The sequence below is a fragment of the Myxococcus guangdongensis genome (assembly GCF_024198255.1).
Taxonomy (GTDB): Bacteria; Myxococcota; Myxococcia; order Myxococcales; family Myxococcaceae; genus Myxococcus; species Myxococcus guangdongensis.
Genome location: NZ_JAJVKW010000004.1, coordinates 446,033 through 469,098, shown reverse-complemented (window position 1 = coordinate 469,098; position 23,066 = coordinate 446,033). Strand labels below are relative to the sequence as shown.

Sequence of the window (23,066 nt, the reverse complement as noted above, 5' to 3'; positions counted from 1 at the left end):
GGGGAAGCGAGCCAAGGCCCGCTCCCCCGTCGGCTGTCCTCAGCTGTTCCCGTCGGACGGCGGACTCAGCCCTCGCCGGCCGGGGCGTCGTCCGGAGGATCCTCGAAGCGGATCTCCTGGATCTCCAGCTCGCGGGTGCCACCCGGACTCCGCACCGTGGCGATGTCACCCTTGCGCTTGCCGATGAGCGCCTGGGCCACCGGCGACGTCACCGCGAGCCAGCGCTTCTTCAGGTCCGCCTCCATCTCCCCGACGATGCGGTAGGTGACGGGCTTGTCCGTCTCCGTATCCAGCAGATCCACCGTCGCCCCGAAGATGACCTTGTCACCGCCCAGCTTGCTGGGGTCGATGACCTCCGCGCGCGCAATCCAGTCATTGAGGGTCAGGATGCGGCCCTCGATGTGGGACTGCTTCTCCTTCGCCGCGTGGTACTCCGCGTTCTCGCGCAGGTCCCCGTGGGCCCGGGCGACCTCGATCTCCCGCGAGATCTTCCCTCGCTCGACGGACTGCAGGTGCTTGAGCTCCGACTTGAGCTTGCGCAGCCCGGAGGGGGTCATCGGGATGTTGTCGCTCCCGCTAGCCATCGACACAGCTCCTTCCACCACTCCCAGGTTCACAAAAAAGTCGAGGGCCGGCGCTCCTCCCGGAGCCCGGCCCCCTCCATGAATGTCCCAATGTAGGGAACCCGTGACATGCAGGTCAATGAAAGCCGTACAGGGACCCTCGCGGACGCTGGGCGCACGCGGGGTGAGCCGCTAGGCTGCCTTCCGTGCTGTCCGTCCAGGAATTGCGCGCGCTCGCCGCGTCACTGCCCGCCAGGGACTTCGAACGCCAACTGGGGCCCTTCGCCCTCATCCAGCGTCCACCCTCGGAGGCCTCGGCCGCCGTGCTCGCGCCCACCCGCATGGCCGCCCCCGAGGACATCAGCCTGGGCATGATGACCCTCCTGTTCGAATTCGAACACCTGCGCGTCGCCACGCTCCCGCCCCTCCACGCCACGGACCACCTGCGCATCGGCCGGCGCATGGACTGCGACCTGGTCATCGACGACGCGTCCGTCTCCAAGCTGCACGCCGAGCTGCGCTGGAACGGGTCCCAGCACCGCTGCACCGTGCAGGACCTGGGCTCCACCAACGGCACGTTCCTCAACGCGGGCACCCTGGGCCTGCGCGAGGCGACCCTGCGCGACGGCGACATCCTCAGCTTCGGCAACGTGCAGTTCTGGTACCTGGAGGCCCGGACGCTGCACGAGCGCCTGAAGGCGGGCGAGGCCACGGGCCTGGGTTCGCGCAGCGGCTAAAGGCCCCACACCGTTACCGTGTCCTCGACAGGAGCAACGCCCCCATGACGCAGCCCGCGCGCGACGAGCGCGACTACTTCGAGCGCATCTACACCGCCGTCCAGGCCGTCCCCTCCGGCAAGGTGGCCACCTACGGCGACATCGCGACCATCGTCGGTGACGGCTGCGACGCGAGGGTGGTCGGCCATGCGTTGGGCGCGCTGGGCGCCCGCTCGGCCACGGTGCCCTGGCAGCGCATCATCAACCGCACCGGCGGCATCAGCCTGACGGGCCACGGACAGAAGGAGCTGCTCGAGGCGGAGGGCATCGGGTTCGACGAGCGCGGACAGGCGCGCATGGACCTGCACCACTGGTCCGGCCCGAGCGAGGACTGGGCGCGCGCCCGCGGCCTCCAGACGTTGCCCGCACCGACGCCGAAGCCCGCCGCCGCGCAGCTCTCGTTGTTCTGACGAAGCGAAACCGTCCGTCGAGGGCTCGGCTCCCCGGCTGCTTGCCTGCGGGAATAGACGCGCGAAAGTCAGGCCCCAACCCCCGGGCCGGATTCCGCCATGTCGCTCGCGCTATTCCGCTGGAGTGCCGTTCTCCTCGTGTGCCTGTTCACGACCGCCGTGCTCGCGGCCGAGGCCCGTCCTCGCCGCAAGGCGAAGGCCGCGAAGCTGGTCCACATCGATGGCGGCCACCGCCTTCATCGCGACGCGGCCACGGCGCTCCAACGCATGACGTTGGACGCGGCGAAGCACGACGTGGTGTTGCGGGTCACCAGCGGCTACCGCTCCCTGCCCGAGCAGCGCGTCCTGTACGAGCAGTACCGCCGGGGCCGGGGCAACAAGGCGGCGAGGCCCGGTCGCTCCAACCACCAGCGAGGGCTCGCGGTGGACCTGGTCATCGGCAAGCGCATGTCGAAGCGCCATCAATGGCTGGAGGCCAATGCCTGTCGCTTCGGCTTCCGCCGCACGGTGCCCTCCGAGCCATGGCATTGGGAGTACCGCCCCAGCAGCACCTTCCCGCCCGTCGTCGGACATGACTGCACGGGCAAGGAGGTGAAGCGGCCCAAGTCGACACCCGAGCCCGTGGCCCGACAGGACGCGAGCTGACCCTGGGTCGCGAGGGCCGCACCTCCCCAGCGCGAACGCTTCCACGTTAGGCTGGCCGACAGGTCCCGACACATGGCGCACCGGTGACACCCGGACGTCACGGAGACGTCACGGGACCGGGCTGTCACGTACGCCCGACGGCGTTTCATCAAGGGGGCGAACCCACCGTGGGAGGGCGCAATGACGGACTTCTTGAACCTGCCGGGCCCGGACTTCCTCGCGCTGTACGTCCTGTTGAGCATGAGCGCCCTGGCGCTCGGTTTCTTCCTGCGATGGATGCTGCGCACGCCCGGGGGCGGCCCGGATGCGCTGCCGCAGAAGTTGGATCCGTTCGAGCTCGCGATGCTCTCCGGCCCCAAGGCCGTGGTGCACACGGCCCTGGCGAAGCTGCTCCACGAGAAGGCCCTGGTGATGGACGGCGCGCACCTGACGACGACGGGCAAGCGGTACGAGTTCGCGTCGCATCTCGAGCGGCTCGTCTACGCCGCGGTCCATGAGTCGAAGAAGAGCAGCGCGGAGCTGGTCGCCAGCATCGAGCCCGCCCTCGAGCGGCTCAAGGTCCCCCTGCAACAGCGGGGCTGGTTGGTCGACGAAGGCCAGGCCACGCGGGCCCGGTGGTTGCCGATGCTGCCCATGCTCGGCGTCCTCCTGCTGGGGCTCGCGAAGATCAACGTGGGCCTGGAGCGCGAGAAGCCCGTGTCCATCCTGGTCTTCCTCTGCCTCATGACGGCGGGCAGCCTCTTCTTGCTCACGGGGCGCGTGTGGACCAGCCGTCGGGGCTCGGCGGTGCTCCAGGCGCTGCGCTGGAATCAGCAGCCGCTGAAGATGTCCACCATGAGCGCGGACACGTCCCAGGCGATGAACAGCCAGGACCTGGGAGTGGCGGTGGCCCTCTTCGGACTGGGCGCGGTGGCGATGAGCGACTTCGAGCTGATGCGCCGGCACATCGACCCCTCGGGTTCTTCCTTCGGCGGCTCGAGCAGCACCAGCAGCTGTAGCAGCTCCAGCAGTTGCAGCAGCGGAGGTGACGGCGGCGGTGGTGGGTGCGGCGGCTGCGGTGGAGGTGGCGATTGACGAGGCTCGGCCTTCGGGGAGTCGGCATCGGGTGGCGACGCGAGCTCGCGCTCTTCATCGACCGACGGCCCGAGCTCGGCTTCGTGGAGGTGCTCGCCGAGCACCTCTCGCCGAAGGGCCCCATCCCCGAGCCACTCTCGCGGTTGCGTGAGCGCGGTGTCCCCGTGGTGCTGCACGCCGTCTCACTGGGCCTGGGCTCCGCGGAGCCACCCGACCCGAGGCGATTGGAGTGGCTGGCGGGACTGGCGGAGCGGCTGGGCGCGGTGTGCGTCAGCGAGCACCTCGCGTTCGTCCGCGCGGGAGGGCTCGAGTCGGGGCACCTGCTGCCCGTGCAGCGCTCCGAGGAGGCGCTGGAGGTGCTGACCGAGAACATCCGGATGGCCGAGGCCGTGCTGCCGGTGCCGCTCGCGCTGGAGAACGTGGCCTCGCTGTTCGAGTGGCCCGACGCGGCCTTCACGGAAGCGGACCTGCTGCGCGGCGTGCTGGAGCGGACCGGCGCTTCGCTGCTGTTGGACGTGGCCAACCTCCACGCCCAGGTGCTGAATCACGGCACGGATGCGGACGCGGTGCTGGCGGCCGTGCCTCGCGAGCGGCTGGCCTATGTGCACGTCGCCGGCGGCGTCCAGCGCGGCGGGCTGTATCACGACACGCATGCGCATCCGCTCCCCTCGGGGCCGCTCGCGTTGCTGGAGCGACTGGCCGCGCGACTGGGGCCCGTCCCCGTGATGCTCGAGCGCGACGACCGCTTCCCTCCCGAGGCGGAGCTCACCGCGGAGCTGTCCGCGATGGAGCAGGCGCTCCTGCGCGGCACGGAGCGACATGGCCGCGAGGCTCCCCCGAAGACGCTCGAGCCGGAGGTCTCCCTCGCGCCCCACGAGCGCGACCTCCTCCGCGACACGCGGGAGTCCCGCTCATGAGCGCGGCGCCAATGACGCGCCTCCGGAGGCGTTCGCATGAGCGCGCGTGAGCGACAGGCCCGGGCCCAGGCGGAGCTCGTGCGCGCGCTCGGTGTCGGTGCCCCGGTTCCACGAGGGTTCGACGAGGCCCGCGTGCTCGCGGCCGCCAAGGCCCTGATGAGCAAGCGCCGCCGAGGCGTCGAGCGTGCGTGGCCCCTGCTGGCCTCGGCGCTCGGTCCCGACTTCGCCCCGCGCTTCGAGCAATGGGCCCGGGCAAACCCCATGTCCGTGGAGCCCGACTCGCGCGTGGAGGGACGACGCTTCGCCCAGGCCCTGAGCGACGAGGGCCGACTGCCGGGCATGCTGTCCAGGGACCTGCTCGACTTCGACGCGAGCTGGCGCATGACCGCCTCGGGCGCGCTGGTGCGACGCCGGGGCCTGGTGCTCATCGCCCGGCGTCACGACACGACGCGGCGGCTCTTGTGGGCCCTGCGGCTGCCCGGCGGACGCGTGCTCCGATGGGCCCCCGAACCCCGTCCCTCGGGCCCCTCGGCCGCCCCTGGCGTCGACGTCCCCAGGGGGACATGATTCCGGAGCCCATCTCGACTACCGTGGCGCCCCACACCTGAGCCGAGGGGGCGCATGCTCGTCGTGCCATCCATCCTGGATGCGGTCACCGTTCACGCGGAGGGGGCGCTCTGCACGCGCATCGCCACCCTCCAACTCGTGGAGGACCGCGTCCCCAACGAAATCCAGCTCAACGGACTTCCACTCTCGCTGCGAACCGGGACGCTCCGGGCCGCGGTGCGACAGGGACCGCCCGGCCTCACCATCCGCGCCATCCGACCCACCTTCGACGTCCAGCTCCCTCCCGAGGTCGACGTCCCCCTGGAGCACCGCGCCCTGGAGGAGGCCCTCGCGCGCGTCTCCGACGTGACGGCGCGACTGGAGGTCACCCGGCGCGAGCTGCAGGCCGTGGGCAAGCTCAAGCCCACCTTCCCGCCGCAGAAGAAGGCCCGCTACACGCCCCACCAGGCGCCCCTCGACTCGCTCCTGGCGCTCACGTCCTTCGTGGACACGGAGCTGGCCACGCTGAACGCGCGGCAGCTCGACCTGGAGCGGGAGCTGCGCGACGCGGAGAACGACGTCCGCCTGCGACGCCAGCGCCTGCACGAGGCCTCGTCATCCGTCCGGGGCGAGCGCGCCCGCGTGTACCGCGCCGCGGTGCTCACGCTGTCCGGCAACCCCTGGCCTCGCGAGACACCCGCGCACATCGCGCTGGAGTACGCGGTGCCCGGCGCGCTCTGGGTGCCCACCTACGACTTGCGGCTGCCTCGCACGCTGGAGGAAGGCTCGCTGCGCATGCGGGCCACCGTCAGCCAGAACACCGGCGAGGACTGGACCGGCGTGAAGCTGTCCGTGTCCACCGCCGCCCTGGACCGCAGGGCCGAGGTCCCCGAGCTCAAGGCGCTGCGCATCGGCCGTCGCCAGCCGCCACCGCCGCGCTCGGGCTGGCGTGAGCCTCCACCGGGGCTCGATGAGCTGTTCGCGGGGTACGACGCCCGGCGCGCCCCGGTGCTCGCCAAGCCGAGGCCTCCACCGATGGAGCCGCCCCCTCCACCGCCCGCGCCCGCGCCGTACCTCGCGGACGACGAGAGCACCGGGTCGGGAATGGAGAAGCTCCGCAGCGCGCCCGGTACTGCCGTGCGCTCCGCGCCCTCCATGGCGCCGAAGGCCAAGCGTCTCGCGGCCCCCTCGCAGGCCGCGCCCCCCCGCCCCTCCGCCGCGCCCCAGCGGGAGCTGTCGCGCTCACGGGGCTCCTTCTCCAGGAACCAGGTGCCGATGGAGGAAGAGGCCCTCGCCGAAGCGCCGGGCGACGCCGACGACATGCCGATGGCGTCGATGGACATGTCCGACCTCGACGGGGCCATGGGGGGCGGAGGCGCCAGCGTGGATCGCCTCTCCGCCGCCGCCCCGCGCGTGGAGCCGTCCGACAGCCTGCTGGACTACGACCGGCTCACGTTGAGCGCCGCCGATGACCTGGAGGGCCGAGGCCGCCTGCGCTCACGCCCCACCCACGTCACGCGGGAGCTCATCGCCCTGCAGGCCGTGCAGATTCAAGTGAACGTCCTCTCGTTCATCGCGGTGAGCGAGCAGCAGGTGGCGAGCCTCCGACAACTGCCCCTGCCGACCTGGTCCGTGTCGCCGCGCGAGTCGGCGATGCACTTCGACGCGAAGTTCGACCTGGAGTCACGGGTCGACGTCCCCTCGGACTCGGCCTGGCACACGTTGCCGGTGTTGTCGGTGCCCGTGGGCCTGTCCGCCGAGTACGTCATCGTCCCCTCCGTGGAGCCCAGGGCCTTCCGCACGGTGCGCGTGGAGAACCGGACGCCCTACCCGCTGCTCGCCGGCCCCGTGGACGTCACGCTCGGCGACGAGTTCCTGATGACCTCTCCCCTGCCCACCATGCCCCCGGGCTCCACCCAGCGCCTGGGCCTGGGCGTGGAGGAGTCCATCAAGGTCGCGCGCAACACGCGCTTCGACGAGGCCACCGGCGGCATCTTCGGCGGCGCGACGATGCTCACGCACCACGTGTCGGTGGAGCTGGCCAACCGGCTCTCCAACCGCATCCTCGTGGAGGTCTGCGAGCGCGTGCCCGCCGTGCCCACCGGCTACGAGAAGGACATCAAGGTGGAGGAGACGGAGACCGCCCCACCCTGGCAGAAGCGCACGCCGCTGCCGGGCGAGACACCCGTGGAAGGCGAGCGCGCCTGGCGCGTGGTGCTCCAGCCCGGTGAGGCGCAGACCCTGAAGGCGACGTGGACCGTGAAGATTCCCGCCAGCAAGATGCTCGGCGGCGGAAACCGGAGGACCTGATGAGCACGCCCCTCACCCTGCCGGTGGTCAAGGTCACCGTCCTGGAAGATCGCGCGCTCGTCGAGCGGCGCGGAGAAGTCCCCCTGGTCCCCGGAGCGCAGCGGCTGGTCATCGCCGGCCTGTCGCCGCTGGCGGTGGACCGCTCGCTCCAGGCGAAGCTCGCCGGGGGCACCGTGTCCCAGGCCCGCGTGCGCCGCGTGACGCGCGCCCAGCCTCCCGAGGCGCTGCGCGAGCACACCACGGAGCTGAGCCGACGTGTCGCCGACCTGGAGCGCCTGGAGCGTCAGGCCCGCGCGGACCGGGAGCGACTGAACACGCGCCACGCCCTGCTCACCGCGGCCCACGCCGACGTGTACCGCGCCATCTCCGAGCAGTCCGGCGGCGGCGTCGCGCAACCCGACACGTGGAAGCAACAGCTCGACAGCGTGCGCCAGGCGCTGGAGGCCGTGGACTCGGCCCGACGTCTGGCGGCCGTGGAGGAGCAGCGCCTGCAGCAGCAGCTCGCGCAGGCCCGCGGCGCCCTGTCGAACACGCAGAAGCCCGAGGCGAAGCTGGACGTGCAAGCCGAGCTCGAGGTGGGCCATCCCGCCGGCGGCACGGCGCTGTTGTCCATCACCTACCTGGTGCCCTGCGCGGCGTGGCGCCCGGCGTACCGCGCGACGCTGGAGCAGGCTCCGGGCGCCCAGGGCCCGACGGTGCGCCTGGAGTGTGAGGCCGTGGTGTGGCAGCGCACCGAGGAGGAGTGGAAGGACGTGGAGCTGGCGCTGTCCACGGCGCGTCCCACGCTGGGCGCGGCGCCCCCCCGGCTGGAGACGGACTGGCTCTTCCTGCGCGACAAGACGGAGCGCGAGAAGCAGGTGGTGGACGTCGCGGTGCGCGAGGAGGTCATCCAGAACACGGGCGAGGGCGCCGGTGCCCGACGTGACGAGGGCCTTCCGGGCATGGATGACGGCGGCGAGGCGCTCTCCCTCGTCGCGCCCCACCGCGCCAACGTCCCCGCGGATGGAGAGCCACACCGCATCCCGCTGTTCCACTTCACCGCGCCCGCCGCGTCCGAGCTGGTGGTGTGTCCGGAGCTGTCGCCGCTGGTGCACCGCGTGGCGAGGTTCGACAACGTGGGCCCTTCCGTGTTGCTGGCGGGGCCGGTGGACCTGGTGCGGACCAGTGGCTACGTGGGGCGCTCGCAGCTGCGATTCACGGGCAAGGGCGAGCGCGTGCGCCTGGGCTTCGGCAGCGAGGACTCGCTGCGCGTCGCTCGACTGACGGACGTCCAGGAGGAGACGAGCCGGCTCACCGGGCGCAAGCAGAAGACGCACCACGTGAAGATGTTCCTCTCCAACATGAGCGCGCAGCCCGCGGCGGTGGCGCTGGAGGAGCGCATCCCCGTCTCGGAGGTGGAGTCGGTGGAGGTGACGCTCCAGAAGGACACCACCCGCCCCGCGCCCACGAAGGTGAGCGCGGAGGGCATCGCCCGCTTCGAGCTGACGGCGCCACCGCGCTCGCAGCAGGAGTTGACGCTGGTCTACACGGTGAGCAGCGCCGCGAAGGTGGCGGGGCTCTAGAGGTCAAGCATGCGCACGTCCCTGTCCGCACTCGGGTTGTTCATGGCGTGGGGGCCGGTGTCCCCGGCCTTCGCCGACACGCCGCCTCCTCCACCGGAGGCCGAGCAGGAGCGGCGCATCCCCCAGGTCGCCGTCGATGTGGGCGGCGGCTGGGGGCGGATGCAACATCCGACGACGGACATCCCCGGGCTGAGGAACGAGGTGCGCACGGTAGGCCCCCGGGCCAACGCGGTGCGCCTGGCGGGCGGTATCCACTTCAACATGGTGCGCAGCTCCGGCCGGATGGACTGGTGGTGGACCAATGGCGTGGACTGGTACCTCCTGGGTGACGACGTCCAGGTCCTGGCGCTGCGGCCGGGCCTGGAGAAGCGCCTGGCGCTCACGGATTCGCTGAGCCTGGGCGTGAGCCTCTTCGGTGCCGCGTCGGAGGTGTCGCTCGCCACCGGACGCATCTCCGCGAACATCCCCGGGACGGGAGGCGGAGACCCGGTCATCGACGGCCGGTACTTCCAGGCGCGCTCGCGCAAGTGGCTCTTCGGCGGAGGCGCGGGCGCGGCGCTGCAGTACCAGCTCAACCGCTGGTTCCACACGCGGATGCAGGTCGGCTACACGCAGTTCGTGTCGCAGGCGAAGAACTTCCAGGTGAGCCCCACGAAGGGCCCCGACAGCTTCTCGGTCTCGCTCAGTGGCCCCTGGGCCGCGGCCTACGTGGGCGTGGGGCTCTGACCCGAGCGCCCGTGTCCGTCAGTGCTGGACGACGGACACGTAGGCGCCGTAGCGCGTCTGGATTTCGGAGACGTACTTCACGGGCTCCGAGCCTCGGCAGTAGCCATGTCGCGCGCGGCGGTAGTGCTTGGGCTTCTCCAGGAGGAGCATGGCCTTCTCCACGTTCCCGAACCAGCGGTTGGGGTCCAGGCCCTGCTCCTGCGCGAGCCGCCGCGCGTCCAGCACGTGGCCCAGGCCCGCGTTGTAGGAGGCCAGGGCGAAGCGCAGGCGCTGCTTGAAGGGAATCTCCGGAGCGATGCGGCCGAGGAGCTGGTGCATGTACTTCACGCCGGCGTGGATGCCCTGGTCGGGGTCCTCGAGCTTGCGGAAGCCCAGCTCGCGGCCCGTGGCGGGCATGACCTGGAAGAGGCCCTGCGCGCCCACCCAGCTTCGCGCCGTGGGGTCGAAGCGGCTCTCCTGGAACATCTGCGCCACCATCAATCGCCAGTCCATGCCGTAGCGCGAGGAGTACGAGCGCACCAGCAGGTCGTAGGGGGAGATGGTGCCCGCGGCCGAGGCGGCCTCGGTGGTGGTCGGGGCCTCGCTGCGTCGTCCCTCGAAGTAGCGGCGGCGGGCCAGGTTGTATTCGGTGCCGCGGTAGGTCTTCTGCACGAAGCCGTCGAGGAAGGCGCGCAGCTTCACGCTCCCCGGGCGCACGGCGAAGGCGATGCCGTGGTGTCCGTCCTTGCCCGCGGGCGTCCCCTGCCCGGGCACCGTCAGCGCGGCCTCCACGTCATCGCGATAGACGCGCTCGGCGGCGAGGATGTGGCTGTCGGTGACGGTGAAGGGAATCTCGCCGCGCGCCACGCGGTCGATGAGCGTCTCGGTGTCCTGGTCCTCGGGTTCCTCGACGACGGTGAATCCGTGTTCAGCCGAGAGGGTGCTCAGGTGGGCGAAGTGACTGGAGGTGCGACGCACGTGGATGGACTGGCCCTTCAGGTCCGCGAGTGACGTGGGGCGCGGCGCGCCGACCCGCTGGACGAGGACTTCCTCCACGAAGAGGTACGGGCGACTGAAGGCGACCTCGCGCTGACGCTCGGGCGTGACGGTGAGCGAGGCGGCGACGACATCTCCCCGCCCCTCCTTCAGCCACGTGAGGAGTTCCTCGTACGTGTCCGGGACGACGACCTCCAGGCGCACCTTGAGCGCGTCGGCCGCGAGCTTCGCCATCCGGTAGTCGAAGCCCGCCTGTTCGCCACGGTGGAGGAAGTACGTGACGGGGCTGTTGCGCGTGAGGACGCGGAGCACGCCGCGCTTGCGGATGCCGTCGAGGTCTCCGGTGAAGCGTTGGTCGCGATGGTCGGTGAGGGCGCGCTCGACGAGGAAGGCGTCCAGCGCGGTGCGCAGCATGGGGTTCTCCAGGCGCACGGCCCAGGCAAGCGCGCGCTTCTCCGCGACGGGGAAGAGCGCCTCGACGTCGGGGTTGTACGTCTGGATGGCGGCCAGCAGGTGGCTGTCGACCACGGTGAGGGGCAGCTCTCCGCGAGAGACCTTCCACACGAGCTCCTCCGAGTCGAGGCTCTCGGGCTCGGGCTGGACGGTGAGTCCGGGAGCCTTGGCTTGCGCGAGCGCGGCGAGGGACGTGGCGAAGGTGGAGCTGGCGCGCACGTGGACGGCGCGGCCCGCGAGGTCCTCGGGCTTGCGAGGCAGGTCCGTGGAGCCCTTCTTGCCGACGAGCACCTCGTTCACCAGGGCGATGGGGCGGGTGAAGGACAGCTCGCGGGAGCGCTCCGGGGTGACGGTGAGGTCGGCGGCGATGATGTCTCCGCGTCCCTCTTTCAGCAGGGGGATGAGCAGGTCGAAGCGCTCCACGGCGATGAGCTCGACGGACAGGCCGTGCTTCTCGGCGAAGCGCTCCAGCAACTCGCGGTCCTGCGAGCGGGGCGTGCCTTGGCGAGGCAGGGAGCTCTCGTCGGTGGTCTCGACGAGGATGCGCAGCACGCCGCGCTTGCGGAGGGCCGGGAGGTCACCGGTGAATGGAGGCTCGGGGGGCTTCACGGGCTCGGCGTCGGGCGGTGCGGCTTCGGCGACGAGCGGCAGGGGCGTCTCGGGGAACGGCGGGTCTTCGGGCTCCGCGACGACGGGCGCGGCCACGGGTGCTGGCGTGGGAGCGGGAGGCTCCTGCTTGCAGGCGACGAGACACACGAGCAGCGCGGCGACAAAACAACGAGACGACACCATGGGTACTTCCCCCTCATCGGAGCCATGTCCAGATGCGTGGACACGCTCCCCTCGCCTCCCCCTCTACCCGAGGTGACGGGGTGAACGCACGTGGCCTCCTGCGACTCGCACGCAGAGGATTCCCGGCCCGAGGCCCCACCTCCCCATGGTGACGCGGTGAATACACGTGCCCCCTCGAAGACAAGCGCGCAAAAGATTCCCGGCCCGAGGCCCCACCTCACCCATCATGACGCGGTGAATACACGGGCCCCTCGAAGACGCGCGCGCAGAGGATTCGCGGCCCGAGGCCCCACCTCACCCATCGTGACGCGGTGAATACACGGGCCCCTCGAAGACACGCGCGAGGAGGACTCCTGGACCACACCTCACCCGAGGTGACGGGGTGGACACACGTGGCATCCTGAGACACGCACGCGGAGGGCTCCGGGCCCCGGGGCCGCACCTCACCCCGGGGTACGGACGCGCATCGGTGTACTGTAGAAGCCCCCATGAAGACGAAGAGCTCGCCGCCCGTGGCCCTGTTGCGAGGACGCAAGACGCTCCCGCTCATCGAGACGTACTTCGAGCTGAACCAACTGAAGCAGCTCTTCCGTCAAGGCTGGTTGCGGGTGGGGATTCCGACCGAGCGCTGCGAGAGCGTGGCGGAGCACTCGCTCTTCGTGGCGCTGCTGTGCCTGTTCATCGTGGACAGCCACTTCCCGGAGGCGGACGCGGGTCGCGCGGTGCGCATCGCGTTGCTCCATGACCTGGGTGAGGCGTACGTGGGAGACCTGACGCCGCACGACGGCGTGGCGCGCGAGGACAAGCACGCGAAGGAGCGACGAGCCATGGAGCAGCTCGTGGGGAAGCTGCCGCGCGGCGCGGAATACCTGTCACTCTGGGACGAGTACGAACAAGGCACCTCGTTCGAAGCCCGACTCGTGCGGCAGGTGGACCGGCTGGAGATGGGGCTGCAGGCGTGCGTCTATGAACACCAGGGCGCGGGAGACCTGTCCGAGTTCTTCGCGTCGGTGGAGAAGGTCCTGGAGGCGCCCGAGCTGCGCGCGGTGCTCACTGAGTTGGAGTCGCTGCGGCCGGACTGAAGGCAGGCGCGCAGTCGATTCGGTGACGGGAGTGGAGAGACCTCGCCGCGACGAGACTGGCAAGTCGCGGAGGCCCTGATGCTGGACGGGAAGCCGGTGCTCAGCCGAACCAACGACCCGACTCAGGCGCGAAGATGCGGACGCGCTCCGCGAGCGAGGGAGGCAGTCGCTCGCGAACCAGGGCGTGCACCTCCTGCGGTCCGAGCGCCTGGCTGAAGTGCATCAGCACGAGGGCCTCGTTGCGGAAGCGGTCGGCCTGGGCGAGGAGCTCATCGAGGTGGAGGTGCGCGCGATCCCTCGCATCCTGCACGGACCGCTTCGGGTCGACGAAGGTGCACTCGATGACGAGCACGCGCGAGTCGAACAACGTCGGCTCGGTCTCCAGGATGCGCGAGAGCGTGTCGGTCGCGTAGGCGAGCTCCAGATGGTCCACCTGGGTGAAGAGGTCCTCACCGGCCTTGCGACGCTGGGCGATCTCCTGCGGCGGCAGCGCGAGGAACTCGGGCCGGAGCTTCGTCGCGCGGCGGAAGAACTGATAGCCAAGGGAGGGCACCGGGTGATGCGTGCGGAAGGCGCGCACGTGGAGCCCCTGCCCGAGAGGCTGGACATCTCCATGCCGCATCGGGACGGTGGTCACCTCCATCGACGTGTGATGGAGCCGGGAGAGGACCTGGAGGGCCTCATGAACGGGCGCCTCGATTTCGGCGGGGATGAAGAGCTGCGGAGCGCCCTTCCCCATCAACCGGCGGATGCCGAGCAAAGCCCCGAGCGCACTGGCGTGGTCCGGATGTGCGTGGCTGAGGAAGATGCGATCACACCCGGCGAACGAGCGGATGGGGATGCCGACGTCGAGCACCACGTCCAGCTCGGGCACCTGGAGGGAGGTGTAGACACCGCCGACGGAGATGCCTCGGACGGTATAGGGACCTGCCTGGACCTCGGTGATCATCGTCTCGCTTATCGCGCGACTCGTGTCACGCCGCAACCCGGGGCACGGTGGCCCCGGGTGTGACGCGAGTGCTCAGGTGTCGAAGCGGAACGTCGTCCCGACGCACGAGGCCCGCTCACCGAAGCGCTGACAGAACGCGGTGAGCGCCGCGTAGGGTGTGGTGTCCAGCACCTCGCGGAACGACAGGTGCATCACCAGGCAATAGAGGGAGACCTCGAGGAAGCTCACGCCCCGCTCCGAGGGAAGCTCGGAGAGCGCCGCGTCCACGTTCTGCTCCAGCCACGCCATCATGTTGAGCAGGCTCTTGCGCAGCTTGTCGTGGTGAGCCCCACTCTCGGCCCCGCCCCCCACCTTGGACATGACGATTGTCACCTCCGTGGCCATGGTCTGGAGGACCAGTTCCTGCGCGTTGGCGGACAGGGACTCGGTCAGGTCCTCGGGCCACACCACGCGGGCCTTGCTCGCGGAGTGGCGCCGCAGCTCGCGGCAGACATTGAGCGCACCGAACCACGAGCCTCGGGCCGTGCGCAGCACGGGAATCTTGAGCGCGGGATTGCCGCCGTAGTCTTGGAGATTGGGGGACATGATGTCCCGCAGGATGTGGAAGTCGTAGGCGACGCCCAGCTCCGCCGCGAAGATGCGCGCGATGCGGGTGAAGTGAGAGCTCGAGCGGCCAATCAGGATGGGCCGGATGAGGTCTTCGTTCGCGACAGTCATCGGTGTTCCCCCGTCAGTGTTTGACGGGGGCAACCGTAGGCGCTCGCCCTCCCCGGGACAACGTGCGGAGGGCTCGGCTTCTCGCTGTACCGATGCGGATGCGCCGGAGCTGTGCTCCTCGGCGAGCCCTCAGGTCGAGGACTGCTCCGAGTCCGAGGGGATTCGGAGCGCGGAGCGGACCTCGGCGGTGGAGCGCCCGGCCCAGTGACGACGATGGTTCTCCCCCGTCGTGAAGCTGCGAGTGGCCATCCGGTCGACGTAGAGCGTGCCGTCGAGGTGGTCCAGTTCATGCTGGAGGATGCGGGCGTACCAGCCCGTCGCGCGAATCGTCACGGGGCGGCCCTGCTCGTCCAGCGCGTCCACGCGAACACCACGTGCTCGGGCCACGAGCGCCGCGAAGCCTGTCACGCTGAGGCAGCCCTCGTGGAACTCGGCGGGGGTCGCGTCCTCGACCGTCAGCGTCGGGTTGATGAGCACATGGAAGGGCACCGGCTGCCGCTCCCGTGCCGAGAGGTCCGCGGGAGCCACGCCTGCCTGGTACTCCGCGCGGTCCTCGATGACGACCAGGCGAAGGCCCACACCGACCTGGGGTGCCGCCAGCCCCACACCGGGGGCGTCGCGCATCGTGTCGCGCATCAACACGATGAGCCGTTGAATCTCTGGACTGCCAATCTCCTCGGGGGTCAGGTCTCGCGCCTGCGCACGCAGCACCGGCTCTCCCGCCTGGACGATCTTGAGCACCATGCGACGAGCGTAGCAGGCGATTTGGAGTCCCCCGCCGCCGAAAACGGCGCCTCGTCGCCAGGGATGACCGAGCGTTCATGCGTCCGGCAGCACACAGAGTGGGAGCACCCGAGTCGTGGGGCACATGCAATCCCATGGCGAGAAGGCCGTACGGAGCAGGCCCCGGGACGCCTGAAGAGGTAGACTCTCGAAGACAGAGGGCCGGCGCTGGATTCTCGCGGCGGTGCGCCGTGGGTTCGTTCCTGGGAGTGCAGGAGGCGCATGCGACGGTTTCGACACCTCGGGTGGGCCGCGCTGGTCTCACTCGCCATCCACGCGGTGCTCTTCGCCCTCCTCTGGGATGGGGCTCCGCCCGCGCGTCCACCGTCCGCGAAGCCTCCGCCGCTGTTCGTGGAGATCCTCACGCCGTCCAAGCGCGACGCGAATCCTGCGCCACAGCCGAAGGATCCGGAGCCTCGGCGAGAGCCACCTGTGCCGCCGAGCCCCCGGGTACATCCGAGGAAGGATGTCGCAACGCCCCCACCCTCGGAGGCTCCGCGACGGCAGGAGGACACAGCCACTCGCGAGGCTTCCGCGCCCCACCGTGAGGAACCGCGGACCGATCCCCTGACACCGGAGGACTCACGGACCGAGGACGGTGTGGCCCTCACGGAGCCCCTCCCTCGCGATGTACCGCGGGCCACGGAGCCAACCCATGACGAGATTCCCGTGGCCAGCGCACCAAGTGGGTCGTTCACCCTGCCCCCGTCACTCATTCCTGGAGGACCTCCGCTGCTGACCGGCAAGGACGGACAGAGTGGACGGACCTCGCGCCCCGGGGACCCGAAGCCGTCAGCGGAGTCCCTCGTCGCCGAGGAACACGGACGGGTGTCAGGTCGGGTCAACGAGATGGTCACGGGGCAGCAGGCCGCGCTCCGAGTCGCGAACGGACTCATCGACCCGTACTTCAGCCGGGTGCGTGAGGAGATCGAGAAGGGGCTCGAGGACGCACCGTTGTTCTCGAAGCCGAAGCTGCTGCATCAAGCCGCGACGTCGTGGGCATCCCAGGCGAAGAACTTCGGGGCCTCGGGCAATCCCGGAGGCTCGGCGCCTCTGGCCCCCACATCCTCCGAGCAGCTCCTGGCGCTCCAGAACCGCGCGGGAGACGAGTCCATGGAGCGCCTCCGAGGACTCGACCAGGCAGGCGACGAGCTGCGGAAGCTCGCGGACGGGAGCAGCTCCAAGCTCGTCGTCACGCTGGAGCTCTGGCAGGACGCGGATGGGACGCTGCGGGACAAGAAGGTGGTGACGCCGAGCGGGAACCCCTCGTACGACACCTATGTGCTGAACACGGTGTCGGGCTCGCTGGCGAAGCTCGGGGCCCCCGCGGAGGGAGCGCGCGGCGTCCGCGCCGAGGGGATCCACACGCGCTGGGCCGTGGAGGGACGCGTCGTGTACACCATCAAATTGAAGAAGCTCGAGAGCAAGGACAGCCTGTACGTCGCCGGGGCGCTGGCCCTGGGCATGCTGGCGGGCCGCTTCGACGAGACCACGGGAGAAGTCGAGGTCATCGACCTGCGCAACCCTCGCTTCGTCTGTCAGGCGAAGCTGCTGCGGGTGTATTGAGTCCGGTGCCCCCCCATAGGTTAGGCTGCGGCCCATGGCTCGTCGCAAGAAGGCCGATGAGATTGCCGCGCGCGTCCGCAACCTGATCGCGATGGACGCGGCTGGCATCATGCGCCGGTTGGAAGCCCGGCGTGACGAGATGTTTGCTTTGTTCTCGCGCCTGCGCAGCCGAGGGCCGCTGCTGGAGACCATCGCCTCGCGGTACGCGGAGGGGGCCTTCGAGCAGCTCATCCACCTGCCCGAGCAGGAGCAGGCGGTGGTGGACCGGTATTACACGCACCTGGACGAGCTGCGCTGGTACTTCACATACACCGAGGACATGCCCGGCACCGCGCAGGTGAACTTCATCAAGCTGCACAAGCGGTTGGAGGAGTCCTACCGGGTGCTGGTGGTGACGCTCGGACCGCCGGTCTCCGCCGATGGGGCCCGGGTCGTGGACGCGGAGGTCCTGCGCCGTGAGGACAACGGCGGCACCGCGGAGAAGACGCTGACGCGGGCCGTACCGCCCCGCCAGCGCCGCGCAGCACCGAGCTGAGGCCTCGCGTCAGGCCACGTGGGCCTGAAGGTCATCGGTGGCGACTGGAGCGGCCTCCGAGCCCTCGCGCTGGGTGAGCTTGCGCATGGAGCGCTTGCCCACGACGACGTCCACCATCTTCCGGACGCGGGTCCAGACGCTCTCCTGCACATACGGGATGCCGTACTTCTGGCAGAGGGCGAGGACCTTGGGCTGGACCTCGCGGTACTTGAGCATCGGCAGGTCGGGCCAGATGTGGTGTTCGATCTGGTAGTTCAGCCAGAGGTGGGCGAAGTCGTTGAGGTCTCCGCCGGTGCGGTAGTTCGCGCTGCCGATGACCTGCTGGACGTAGCGCTCGCCCTTGTTCGCGGGGGACGTGTCGAAGCGATACAGGTCCTCGCCGGTGTGATTGGGGCCGACGACGAGGAACGTGTGGACGCTGGTGAGCACGTCCGCCATCAGCGAGTTGCAGAACGCGCTGAACGCCGCCCAGGGTCCGATGATGAGGAACAGGGCCGGGAAGAGGACGAACTGGACGGCGGCGTACGGGAGGTAGCAGCGGAGCAGCAGCTCCTTCCACTCGGCGCCGGAGAGCGAGCCACCATCACGACGACCCTTGCGCCGCAGGGCGCTGAGCGTCTCAGGAGCGTAGTACGAGGCGCGCCAGGTGAGGGCCAGGAGCGTAAGCTGGACGTAGCGCAGGAACAGGGGGCGCGCCGGGTTGCGCAGCGTGCCCTCCGCGTTGCGTTCGAGGAGGTCGGGGTCCGACTCCTCACCCGTGTACGAGTGGTGCAGGACGTTGTGCTCGAACACCCAGGCATCGGGGAGCATCCAGTCGAGCCAGTCGAGGTAGCGACGAGCACCCTTGGCGAAGCCCTTGCCGGTGCGGGATGCGGGGAGCCCGGGGACGCGGTCATAGCCACGGTGCCCCACGTGATGCATGAGGAGCCAGCGCGTCGAGCGGCCCACGCTGAGCGCGGCGGCGCTGAACGGGTTGGGAGCAATCCAGCAGGTCGCAATGCCGAGAATCGTGCCGATGCGGCCCCAGCGTTCGATCTTGCGAAGGTGCTTCGCGTCCGCCTCGCCCAGATTGGCGTCCAGCTCCGCGCGCAGTGCCTTCAGGTCCCGGTGGAAGCCCTCCACGTCCACGGAGGCGATGTTGAACGCGGGGGGCAGAGACGACGACATGCGTGACGCTCCTCGGGGGAGGATGTAGGACCAGGGGCGGAAGCAGCGCGTCAAGGGTAGCCGCCCAAGCGTGGGACGGGAAGCGCTTCTGTCCGACTGCGGAGACAGAACACACCGCGAGCGAACCCAATGCCTGATGCAATACCACCACGGTAGTAGGGTCAATGCATGACACAGGGTCTGCGCCGACCTTGCTCAAACAACCAATACCGCGAGGTATTCAAGTCGCCCGTGCCATGCGTTAGCGTGTGAGGGCTGCGGCGGTTCGCCGCGCTCGAATTGGGGGAACGACATGGGCCTTGGCGAAGATTTGCGACTGCTGTCCGAGCAGGTTCGTAAGCGGCAGGCGTTCATCAAGGGGGAAGAAGCCACGAAGCAGGCCCTCATCCTCCCGTTCATCCAAGCACTGGGTTACGACATCTACGACCCGACGGAGACGCAGCCGGAGTACGTCGCGGACTTCGCCAAGAAGCGCGGCGGCGTCATGGAGAAGGTCGACTACGCGCTGCACCTGAAGGGCCAGCCCGCGCTCTTCATCGAGTGCAAGGCCGCGGATGCCACGCCCGAGGACCACGACGGACAACTGGCTCGCTATTTCAATGCCACGCCGTCCGTGCGCATCGGCGTCGTGACGAATGGCACACGCTACCGGTTCTTCACCGACCTCCAGTCGTCCAACATGATGGACGCGACTCCGTTCATGGAGTTCAACGTCCTCAACTTCTCCGACCGTGATGTCGACCTGCTCAGGCCCTTCACGAAGGAGTTCTTCGACGCGACCTCCATCCAAGGGCACGCCGAGGAGATAATCTTCGTCGGCAAGGTCACGGCGCTCATCAATGAGCTGCTGCGCAATCCCTCGGAGAGCTTCGTCCGGTTCCTGCTCGCGGAAGTGGAGCTGGTCTCCGGGCGCGTCACTCGCAACGTGGTCGAGCGCTTCGTCCCCATCGTGAAGAAGTCCATCCAGACCACGCTCCTGGACATGATGACGAAGTCGATCCAGCAGGAGATCGCCCAGCCCAACCCGCCGAATGCCGCCGCGCCAAGCCCCGCGGAGGCGCTGCAGCGAACGGCGGAGGTCGCCGAGGCGCCCGCAGTGCCGCAGATCGAAACCACGGAACTAGAGCTGGAGATCTTCCGAATCGTCCAGAAGCAGTGCGCTGAGTCCGCACTCAGGCAGTCCATCAGTTACAAGGACTCGACCAGCTATTTCGGCATCAACCTGGGCAAGGTGACGTCCTGGTTCCTCCGGGCGTTCACCAACGGGAAGAAGAAGTCGCTCGTCACCCGACTGCCGGCGGAACAAGCGGCGATGCTCGCTCCGGGGTTCGAGGTGGAGGCGGCGCCGGATGGAATCGGCAAGAGCCGCATCTACTTCAACGCGTCTGGCGACATCGAAAAGCTCCGGACACTGGTGCTCGTCGCCTACGAGGAGGAAGCCAGGAGGCAGAGCAGCGGCAACGCCGATGGTGGCTCCTCCTCTGAGAACACGACATCAGCCTGACCTGCTGAGGAACCCGCCATACCACTGTGGGGGTATGGAGCCCTGAAAGCCTCCAATGCCAGCCTTGAGTTTCGCCGGTCCCAACAAGTGAGTCGAACGCCCCACGCTCGGGGCATTGGGGGATTTCCATGAAGCTCAACATCACACTCTTCTCCAAGGAGATCCAAGACTTCGACAGCTGCCTGCGAAAGTCCTCTCCTTCGCGTCTCCCCAAATCAATCAGGTCCAACAAGAAGCTCCCGGGGGCCGAGTACGACATCTACCTCCTCAAGGCGCAGCCCAATCCACCCAAGTGGCTCCCCTTCATCCACGCACACGTCCAGCCGGGTGCTGTCGCCGATATCGCGAACGCCGCCAACTCCGCGCTCATCCTGCTCAAAGTCGAGACTCCGGAAGGCCTCAGGATCTTCGCAATTGCCATCGGGCACGGGCATCACCTCATCAACAAGGACGTCATCGAGCCCCAGTTCGGCTTGCTGACCACACTCAATGGAGTTGACCCTGAGCGCCTCAAGCTCGTCGACTCCAAGCGTATCGGCGTTCAGACGCTCCAGAAACGAGAAGCCTCCAACCTCGAAACGAAGCTCGCGGATTTCGACTTCGAGTTCGACGCAGAGCTCCTGCACATCGTCTCCGGAGCCTGCGCTGACGAGAAGCTCGGGACGCGGATTCGTGGCTCGGATAGCCTCCTGCTCACGAGCAAGCTCGACTTCGAGGCGCTGCCCGAAAAATGCCTGTCAATCCACAAGACCTTTCGCGAGGACACCTACCAGAAAAAGTTCAGCTTCATCGATCACATCAAACCTGAGAAGAGCGCACGCACCTTGGACAAGCTGGACTCAAAGCTGGTCGAAGCCCTCAACCAGCGTCTAACGACCGCGAAGCTCTCCGTCGCCTATCCGGATCAGATCGACTACGAGGCGAACTCCCACTATGTGCTCCAGGGGCGCGGCAGCCACCGTGAATTCAACGAGGTCACCCTACCCGCACTCTATGACTACCTCGGTGACGATGAGGTCGAGTTCGCCGACCTCAAGAAGATCCGGATCACGGGTATCGAGGTCGATTCGGGAGCAATGAGACAGACTGCGGCGGAGCCACTTCACGCCTACCTCACCTATGAAGTGGACCTCGATGGCATCAAGTTTGTGCTCTGCAATCGGAAATGGTACCGCATCAGCAACGACTATCTCGACCAGATACAGCAAGAGCTCGCCACGCTCATCCTCCCGAGTGAAACACCAGGGCTCAAGCCCTGGCATCAAACCCTCAACAAAAAAGAAAAACTGACACACATCGAAGGTGACTACAACATCCAGTACAAACAGGATGCCGATTTCCTGTACATGGACAAAGAGCTCTTCACCTTTGGCCCTGGCCTTGGTCACAGCAAGATCGAGATCGCGGACCTCTTCCATCGCCCGAGCAAGAAGCTGTTCTGCGTGAAGCGCCTGAACGACTCGGCCACACTCAGCCACCTCTTCTCTCAGGCCACCGTCTCAGCGGACCTCTTCCGGCAGCACGCCCCCTACCGGGACAAGTTCGTCACCGAAGTCACGCGGCAGTGGCCTTCACAAACCTTCTCTCACGAAGACATCGACTCCCTGCGGTTCGTCTATGCCCTTGGCACCGAGCGGACAGAGCCGCTGTTGGAGATCCTCCCCATCTTCAGCAAGGTCATGCTCCTCAAGCACGCGCGGATGCTCCAGCGAACACGTTTCAAGGTCGAGATCGCCCGGGTCGAAATGAAGCCGGGAACAGCACCCGCCGCGCCGGCGGTCACGTTTCCCAGACGGAGACGGAAGCAACAGACCACCACCTCCCAGTCCTCTCCGTGACAACACGAAACCGGAGCGCCACGGAGGCTTCCGGCCTCGCTCGCGGCTCATGGCGCCCCACTGGACGGGCATACACTCAGAACTGCGAGCCGTCGCGGCATCCACCAGAACTGGAGCTGCTGGAGAGTGACACCGACTGGTCCTCGACGTCCCCGTTCTCCCGTCGTTCGACGTCGAAGCACCACGGACAGGCAGTCAGGCCATCCTCTTCCGCGTCCTCGCGGGAGCAGAGCACCAGCGAAGGGAGTGTGTTCATCGAGAATTCTATCCCGCCCCCCTCTCGAGAATGGAGCGAGTGATGGGTGCGGAACTTTCCGGGCACCGTCTTGCAGGTGGGATCCAGATGATAGTGACGAGCCGCGGGACCCGGGACAACGAACACCTTCTGATCGCCATCCACGGAGAGGGAGTCGAGCTTCACGTGCTCGACGGTGTCTGGACGTGGGTTCTGCGGAAGCGCTTGAGGGAGCGTCCCCGAGACAAAGGCTTGGTGAAGACGGGTCCGGATGCACTCTTCAACGCTCTCGGCCGTGTCTTCGGCGCCCGAAGCCTCCAACCAATGTACCAGCAAGGCGATCTCCCGCTGGGGAACAGCATGACGCTGGGTCAGGTACTCAAGGGCTTCCTGATTCGACGAGCTCCCTGGAGCGCCCACGATTTCATAGCGCCGCCGCATGTTGCCGGAACCCGTACCATGGACAGCCATGGGAAACTTTCCGCCGTACCAGCTCTCCTTGAACCGCCCATCTGTCAGCAGCCCGTCGTCCCAGTAGTAGCGACTGTGAAAGGCCTTGGCGAACGTGAACCGCTTGGTGCCCTTTCGCCCATAGGTACATTCGCTGCGGATGAGGTCGAGCAGGAACACGCTCGTCGCCAGGTGGCCTGGTTTCGCGAGGCCTCGACGCCGAACATCAACACCACGAGCGCATCAAAGAAGGCTCCGTGCGCGCGATCCTGCCGGAAGTCCAACAGGGTGGGCTTGTCCATCATGCGACGGAGCAAATCGATGGCGATGTCGCGATCCGTCAAGGTGGTCGTCGATAGGATCGTCGTGAGGTGTTGCGCGATCTGCTCATAGTTCAAATCAGGTTTGGGAGAAGAGCCATAGGACACGGGGAAATGGACCCGCTCGCTGAACTTCTGGCGGGATTTCCGGCGACCAAGACCTGACTCTGC

General features: G+C 68.2%; 21 protein-coding genes. 14 read left to right on the top strand and 7 right to left on the bottom strand.

Annotated features, from left to right (window positions below):
- Positions 1–65 precede the first annotated feature (65 nt).
- On the bottom strand, positions 66–584 hold the full coding sequence (gene greA, locus LXT21_RS15335; RefSeq protein ID WP_254038874.1) for a transcription elongation factor GreA: 519 nt from the start codon (positions 582–584) through the stop codon (positions 66–68).
- Positions 585–769: 185 nt separating this feature from the next.
- Between greA and LXT21_RS15330 the strand changes: the two genes are divergently transcribed.
- The 9 genes from LXT21_RS15330 (at position 770) to LXT21_RS15290 (ending at position 9,529) form a co-directional block, all read left to right on the top strand.
- The gene (locus tag LXT21_RS15330) at positions 770–1,300 is read left to right on the top strand and encodes an FHA domain-containing protein (protein WP_254038873.1); all 531 of its coding nucleotides are present in this window, start codon (positions 770–772) and stop codon (positions 1,298–1,300) included.
- A gap of 44 nt (positions 1,301–1,344) precedes the next feature.
- On the top strand, positions 1,345–1,749 hold the full coding sequence (locus tag LXT21_RS15325) for an MGMT family protein (protein WP_254038872.1): 405 nt from the start codon (positions 1,345–1,347) through the stop codon (positions 1,747–1,749).
- Positions 1,750–1,887: 138 nt separating this feature from the next.
- On the top strand, positions 1,888–2,394 hold the full coding sequence (locus LXT21_RS15320; RefSeq protein WP_254038871.1) for a M15 family metallopeptidase: 507 nt from the start codon (positions 1,888–1,890) through the stop codon (positions 2,392–2,394).
- A gap of 180 nt (positions 2,395–2,574) precedes the next feature.
- Positions 2,575–3,468, top strand: coding sequence for a TIGR04222 domain-containing membrane protein (locus LXT21_RS15315; RefSeq protein ID WP_254038870.1), 894 nt, complete (start codon positions 2,575–2,577; stop codon positions 3,466–3,468).
- Entirely contained in the window at positions 3,465–4,385 is a 921-nt protein-coding gene (locus LXT21_RS15310) for a DUF692 domain-containing protein (RefSeq protein WP_254038869.1), read from the top strand. The genes LXT21_RS15315 and LXT21_RS15310 overlap by 4 nt, the downstream gene beginning before the upstream one ends.
- A 36-nt stretch (positions 4,386–4,421) precedes the next feature.
- The gene (locus LXT21_RS15305; RefSeq protein ID WP_254038868.1) at positions 4,422–4,952 is read left to right on the top strand and encodes a hypothetical protein; all 531 of its coding nucleotides are present in this window, start codon (positions 4,422–4,424) and stop codon (positions 4,950–4,952) included.
- A 54-nt stretch (positions 4,953–5,006) separates the two neighbouring features.
- Positions 5,007–7,241: a DUF4139 domain-containing protein gene (locus LXT21_RS15300; RefSeq protein ID WP_254038867.1), complete on the top strand. Its 2,235-nt coding sequence runs from the start codon at positions 5,007–5,009 to the stop codon at positions 7,239–7,241.
- Positions 7,241–8,803 (top strand): DUF4139 domain-containing protein, encoded by a 1,563-nt coding sequence (locus LXT21_RS15295; RefSeq protein WP_254038866.1) that lies wholly within the window; start codon positions 7,241–7,243, stop codon positions 8,801–8,803. Before LXT21_RS15300 ends, LXT21_RS15295 begins: the two co-directional genes overlap by 1 nt.
- A gap of 9 nt (positions 8,804–8,812) precedes the next feature.
- Positions 8,813–9,529 carry a hypothetical protein gene (locus LXT21_RS15290; RefSeq protein ID WP_254038865.1) on the top strand — a complete coding sequence of 239 codons (717 nt, stop codon included), beginning with the start codon at positions 8,813–8,815 and terminating at the stop codon, positions 9,527–9,529.
- 18 nt (positions 9,530–9,547) lie between these two features.
- On the opposite strand, the gene LXT21_RS15285 is transcribed toward LXT21_RS15290, so the two are convergent.
- A complete protein-coding gene (locus LXT21_RS15285) occupies positions 9,548–11,749 on the bottom strand; it encodes an MltF family protein (protein WP_254038864.1) in 2,202 nt (733 codons plus the stop codon).
- A 488-nt stretch (positions 11,750–12,237) separates the two neighbouring features.
- On the opposite strand from LXT21_RS15285, the gene LXT21_RS15280 reads away from it, so the two are divergent.
- Complete coding sequence (locus tag LXT21_RS15280) at positions 12,238–12,831, top strand: HD domain-containing protein (RefSeq protein WP_254038863.1); 594 nt, start codon at positions 12,238–12,240, stop codon at positions 12,829–12,831.
- A gap of 100 nt (positions 12,832–12,931) precedes the next feature.
- On the opposite strand, the gene LXT21_RS15275 is transcribed toward LXT21_RS15280, so the two are convergent.
- The 3 genes from LXT21_RS15275 to def all read right to left on the bottom strand — a co-directional run bounded on the left by LXT21_RS15275 (position 12,932) and on the right by def (position 15,241).
- Positions 12,932–13,780, bottom strand: a complete 849-nt coding sequence (locus LXT21_RS15275; RefSeq protein WP_254038862.1) for an MBL fold metallo-hydrolase — start codon at positions 13,778–13,780, stop codon at positions 12,932–12,934.
- A 72-nt stretch (positions 13,781–13,852) separates the two neighbouring features.
- Positions 13,853–14,497, bottom strand: a complete 645-nt coding sequence (locus LXT21_RS15270) for a glutathione S-transferase family protein (RefSeq protein WP_254038861.1) — start codon at positions 14,495–14,497, stop codon at positions 13,853–13,855.
- Positions 14,498–14,626: 129 nt separating this feature from the next.
- Positions 14,627–15,241, bottom strand: a complete 615-nt coding sequence (gene def / locus LXT21_RS15265) for a peptide deformylase (protein ID WP_254038860.1) — start codon at positions 15,239–15,241, stop codon at positions 14,627–14,629.
- Positions 15,242–16,108: 867 nt separating this feature from the next.
- On the opposite strand from def, the gene LXT21_RS15260 reads away from it, so the two are divergent.
- Both LXT21_RS15260 and LXT21_RS15255 read left to right on the top strand, forming a co-directional pair.
- Positions 16,109–16,846 carry a TonB C-terminal domain-containing protein gene (locus tag LXT21_RS15260; RefSeq protein WP_254038859.1) on the top strand — a complete coding sequence of 246 codons (738 nt, stop codon included), beginning with the start codon at positions 16,109–16,111 and terminating at the stop codon, positions 16,844–16,846.
- A 34-nt stretch (positions 16,847–16,880) separates the two neighbouring features.
- A complete protein-coding gene (locus LXT21_RS15255; protein ID WP_254038858.1) occupies positions 16,881–17,381 on the top strand; it encodes a hypothetical protein in 501 nt (166 codons plus the stop codon).
- A 9-nt stretch (positions 17,382–17,390) separates the two neighbouring features.
- Here LXT21_RS15255 and LXT21_RS15250 read toward each other — a convergent pair whose 3' ends face one another.
- Positions 17,391–18,548 (bottom strand): fatty acid desaturase family protein, encoded by a 1,158-nt coding sequence (locus LXT21_RS15250; RefSeq protein ID WP_254038857.1) that lies wholly within the window; start codon positions 18,546–18,548, stop codon positions 17,391–17,393.
- Positions 18,549–18,840: 292 nt separating this feature from the next.
- Between LXT21_RS15250 and LXT21_RS15245 the strand changes: the two genes are divergently transcribed.
- Together LXT21_RS15245 and LXT21_RS15240 are read left to right on the top strand one after the other, a co-directional pair.
- Positions 18,841–20,052: a type I restriction endonuclease gene (locus LXT21_RS15245; RefSeq protein WP_254038856.1), complete on the top strand. Its 1,212-nt coding sequence runs from the start codon at positions 18,841–18,843 to the stop codon at positions 20,050–20,052.
- A gap of 128 nt (positions 20,053–20,180) precedes the next feature.
- The gene (locus LXT21_RS15240; RefSeq protein WP_254038855.1) at positions 20,181–21,890 is read left to right on the top strand and encodes a DUF6119 family protein; all 1,710 of its coding nucleotides are present in this window, start codon (positions 20,181–20,183) and stop codon (positions 21,888–21,890) included.
- Positions 21,891–21,966: 76 nt separating this feature from the next.
- Here LXT21_RS15240 and LXT21_RS15235 read toward each other — a convergent pair whose 3' ends face one another.
- The gene (locus LXT21_RS15235) at positions 21,967–22,755 is read right to left on the bottom strand and encodes a hypothetical protein (RefSeq protein WP_254038854.1); all 789 of its coding nucleotides are present in this window, start codon (positions 22,753–22,755) and stop codon (positions 21,967–21,969) included.
- Between the last annotated feature and the right edge of the window lie 311 nt (positions 22,756–23,066).